The sequence below is a fragment of the Psychrilyobacter sp. genome (assembly GCF_049671765.1).
In the GTDB taxonomy this organism is placed as follows: domain Bacteria; phylum Fusobacteriota; class Fusobacteriia; order Fusobacteriales; family Fusobacteriaceae; genus Psychrilyobacter.
In genome coordinates, this window is record NZ_JBATVM010000247.1 from 1 (window position 1) to 4,025 (window position 4,025).

A 4,025-nucleotide genomic window follows, 5' to 3' on the forward strand; every position below is an offset into this window, starting at 1 on the left:
GATAAAAGCTAAAGCTGTAGAACTATGGGGTGGCATAAAAGAATTTGGATTTTCCATGCTTGACATTGCTTCTAACTTTATCTTGCCCTTAAAGCCACTGAAACTTTTGATAGAACATTTTGATAAGATTATTAATGTCGGTAAAAAAGCGTGGGGAATTGTTAAAGGTTTTTTTGGTAGTGATAAAGAGGAAAAAAAGAATAAAGAAATCAAAAATAATCCAGATCGTATAATAACTACTAAACCTCCTCAAAATCAAGTAATAAAAACAGAAACACCAGTAGCTAAGAATAGTATTTCTAAGAACTTCTTAACCTCAAAGCCTTCTCGGAGTCAAGTAGCAAAGCTTAAAGTTCCAGTAAAAGATATTGCCTCTAAAGAATTAATCGCTGAAAGTTCTAGAATTCCTTCTAAGACCTCACTTACTAATCTTAACAATGAAACTAGAAATTTGAATAATAAAAGTACACAAAATATTAATAATATCAATAACTCTAATTCTCAGGATACTAAAAATATTAATAATTCTAACATTCACAATAAAACAACTAAAGAAGAGAAAAAAATGGAATTTCATTTCCATGGTGATGTATACGGATTTGAAGATTTTAAAGAAAAAACAGCTAAGGCTCTCTATGAAATAGCAAATATTACTGGCTCTAATGTGGCGGTGGTTTAATGAATATAGTTGTTAGTGCTGATAACAATAGAGAGATACTTGTATTTCCTGTAATACCTCGTGATTTAAAGCCTCAATCAAGTCCAAATAATGAAGAGTTTAAAACTATTAATAATGGAACTCTTAATATTATTGGTGATCTAGGTCTTAAAACTCTAAGTATAGAATCAATATTTCTGAAAAAAAAAGAACGATGGGCAAAAGCTGGAAGTGTAGAGGGGCAAAAATATGTTGATTTTTTCAATAAATGGAGAGATAAAGGAGTTCCAATAAGAGTAATTTTATCTATTAAAGATGGTAGAGAGGTTTTAAATATGGCTTGTAGTATTGAAGTTTTTGATTATTGTTATGACAGAATAGAAAATATTAAGTATTCGCTTAATTTAAAAGAATATAGATTTATAAGAGGTGTGTAATATGGATAATTACACTCTTTTTTTATTAAAAACTGATAGAAAATTCAATATAACACAATTAATTGGTAATTTGAGTTGGTCGGACAATATAGATACATTAGGAACTCAATTAACTTTTGATATCGCCAGAAATAGAGATGATCTTTATCTTAAAAATTATGATTTAGTTGAAATTGGAGATAAATTAATCTTAAAAAATAACTCTAAAGAGATCTTTAGAGGAGTTATTACAGATGTAGCATGGAATAGATACAACAAGGGTATTACAGCCTTTGATTACGCTATTTACTTAAATAAATCTAAGACTATAAAGCAATTTAAAAATATTCAAGCTAGTGAAGCTATAAGACAACTATGTGGAGTATTTAAAATACCTATTGGTAACATAGATATAATAACTACTCCAATAAGCAAAATTTATAAAGATAAGACCATAGCAGAAATTATAAAAGATATCTTATCTCAGGCAGAAAATGAACTTGATATAAAATATAGGTTAGAAATGAGAGAGGGAAAAATATATATTAAAAAATATGTAGATTTAGAGGTAGATCCAATTTTTAAAACTAAATCTCAACAATTTAAAATTTTAAATACGATAGGGAATATTAATAAATCTGAAAGCATACAAGAAATGAAAAATAGTGTGCTTGTAAGCTCCAAAGATGAAGAAGACGTTAGAGTGATAGAGAGAGTGAAAGATGAAGCTAATATCGCTAAATATGGGCTATTACAAGAGGTATTATCTGCACAAGATAAAGATGAGTCGCAAACTAATAATATAGCTAAAAATAAGTTGAAAGAGTTAAACAGAGTACAAGAAGATATCAGCCTTAACCTCTTAGGCAGTGACCTTTTAAGAGCTGGAAGAATTATTCCATTAAATAATCGTTATTTCAATTTAAAAGGTAAATATCTTATCAAATCTAGCAATCATAGTTATAGCAATAGTATTCATAAGACTAATATTACAGTTAAAGGGGTGGAATAAGATGAGTTATTATCAAGTTGAAGTAGCTAAGATGTTTCGGAAGTTACGAAATGAAAAACCAATTGGTACTGTCCTTGGGGAAGTTATCAGTCCACCGCCAGAGTTAAAAATATCTATTTTAGAAGGACAAATAATACTGTACCCTGACCAGTTACATATGACAGATCATTTATGGGATGATTATTTTCGTACTTATAAAATTGAATCTAAAATAACAGAAATGTCTAGAGATATAGAAAATTATAGCTTTCAAAATACAACAGCTACTGAAATAGCTAATTTACACAAACACCCTATCAAAACATTATCAGGAAAAGGTTCTGATGAATCAACTGGAGATTATAAAGCACAAGGAGATTTTTGGTTCACTAACACATTAAAAAAAGGGGATTTAGTAATGCTAGTCCCAACTGTAGATGAGCAAACATGGTTTATCGTGGATAAAGCAAGGAAGGTGAAATAATGTTTCCTACAATAGATTTAGATGGTATAGCCAATCAAATTAATGAAGAAGAAAATGAACTGAATAAAACAACACTTGGAAGGATTTTTATGATAAATTTTATAGAAAATAAAGCTACTATCATAATGGAAAATGGAAGACCTAAAGAATGTAAAACAATTGAAGAGAAAGTAAAAGTATATGTACAAGTATTATTAAGAACTGCATATGAAAAATTTAAGATCTATAAAGATACTGAGTTTGGAATGACTTACTTTAATTACAGAGGTCAGAGAAATTTACCACAAGGTTTTATGGAAAGTGAAATAAAAAGAGAAATTGAAAAAAGTTTATTAAAATTAAATGTAGTTGAAAGAGTCCAATCTTTTAGTGCTAAATTAACTAGTGTTGAGTTTGAGTGTAACTTTGAAATAATACTAAAAGATGGTCAGACTGTAAGAATAAAAGGGGGATAAAATGGATGAAAGTTTAAAAAATATGCAAAAGAATATGCCAAAAGAATATGAAAATAAAACCCCTGGTTTTCTTACATATGACCTTTTAAAATCTGTTTCATTAGAGATTGATGAATTAATTAGTAAAGTAGAGGGAGTAGAAAAAAAAATAGATCCTAGGAATATGACTATTGAAGAATTAGAAGTAGAGGCTAAAACTAGAAGAGGAATAATCAGAAAAAAAGCTACAAATGCAAAAGTAATTTTAAACCTTACAGGGCAGGGGATTATAAATATAGGGGATTTATTTAGTACAAAATCAAATATTCAATTTCAGTCATTAGAAACAAAAGTTATAGATGGAAATAATCGAATTGAAGCCCAGTGTAAACAATTAGGAAGTATTGGTGTAGTGGATGCACTAAGTATTACTCAATTTCCTATAACCTTACAAGGGATCAATACAGTTATCAATAATGAAACTAGTTATGATGGTTTTAATTCAGAAAGTCATGAATCGCTATTAGAAAGATATCTAGATGACGTTCAAAATCCTGTGACTTCAAATAATGTATATCATTTTGAAAAGTGGGCAAGGGAAGTCGCAGGAGTTGGAAAAGCAAAAATTTTTCCAACTTGGAATGGAAATAATTCAGTTAAAGTAGTAATTATTGATGATAATATGTTGCCTTCTTCATCAGAATTAGTAGCCAAAACACAAAAATATATTGATCCCATAGAACCTCAGAAATGGGGTAAAGGATATGGTAAATCAGCACTCGGAAGCTATTGTACAGTTGTATCGGCTTCCCAAAAATTGATTAATATCTCAGCTACAATAGTAAAATCAAATAATTATACTTTAGAAAATATCAAACTAAAAATAGAAAACTTTATAACTCAATATCTTAAAACAGTTGCTTTTGATGAACAACTTAATTACATATCACATTCTAAAATAGTGTCACTTATTATAAGTGTTGAAGGGGTACTTGATGTTACTAATGTTACTGTAAATGACAGCATATCATCTAATGTCATG

6 protein-coding genes are annotated in these 4,025 nt (G+C 28.9%); all 6 read left to right on the top strand.

Annotation, left to right across the window (positions count from 1 at the left end):
* Nucleotides 1-679: hypothetical protein (locus WBG30_RS11915; protein WP_424504880.1), on the top strand; the 679-nt coding region annotated here is incomplete at its 5' end.
* A complete protein-coding gene (locus WBG30_RS11920) occupies nt 679-1,095 on the top strand; it encodes a hypothetical protein (RefSeq protein WP_424504881.1) in 417 nt (138 codons plus the stop codon). The genes WBG30_RS11915 and WBG30_RS11920, both read left to right, overlap by 1 nt.
* 1 nt (nt 1,096) lies before the next feature.
* Complete coding sequence (locus WBG30_RS11925; RefSeq protein WP_424504882.1) at nt 1,097-2,086, top strand: XkdQ/YqbQ family protein; 990 nt, start codon at nt 1,097-1,099, stop codon at nt 2,084-2,086.
* Nucleotide 2,087: 1 nt separating this feature from the next.
* Complete coding sequence (locus WBG30_RS11930; RefSeq protein WP_424504883.1) at nt 2,088-2,549, top strand: DUF2577 family protein; 462 nt, start codon at nt 2,088-2,090, stop codon at nt 2,547-2,549.
* Entirely contained in the window at nt 2,549-3,004 is a 456-nt protein-coding gene (locus tag WBG30_RS11935) for a DUF2634 domain-containing protein (protein WP_424504884.1), read from the top strand. The genes WBG30_RS11930 and WBG30_RS11935 overlap by 1 nt, the downstream gene beginning before the upstream one ends.
* 1 nt (nt 3,005) lies before the next feature.
* Nucleotides 3,006-4,025: baseplate J/gp47 family protein (locus WBG30_RS11940; protein ID WP_424504885.1), on the top strand; the 1,020-nt coding region annotated here is incomplete at its 3' end.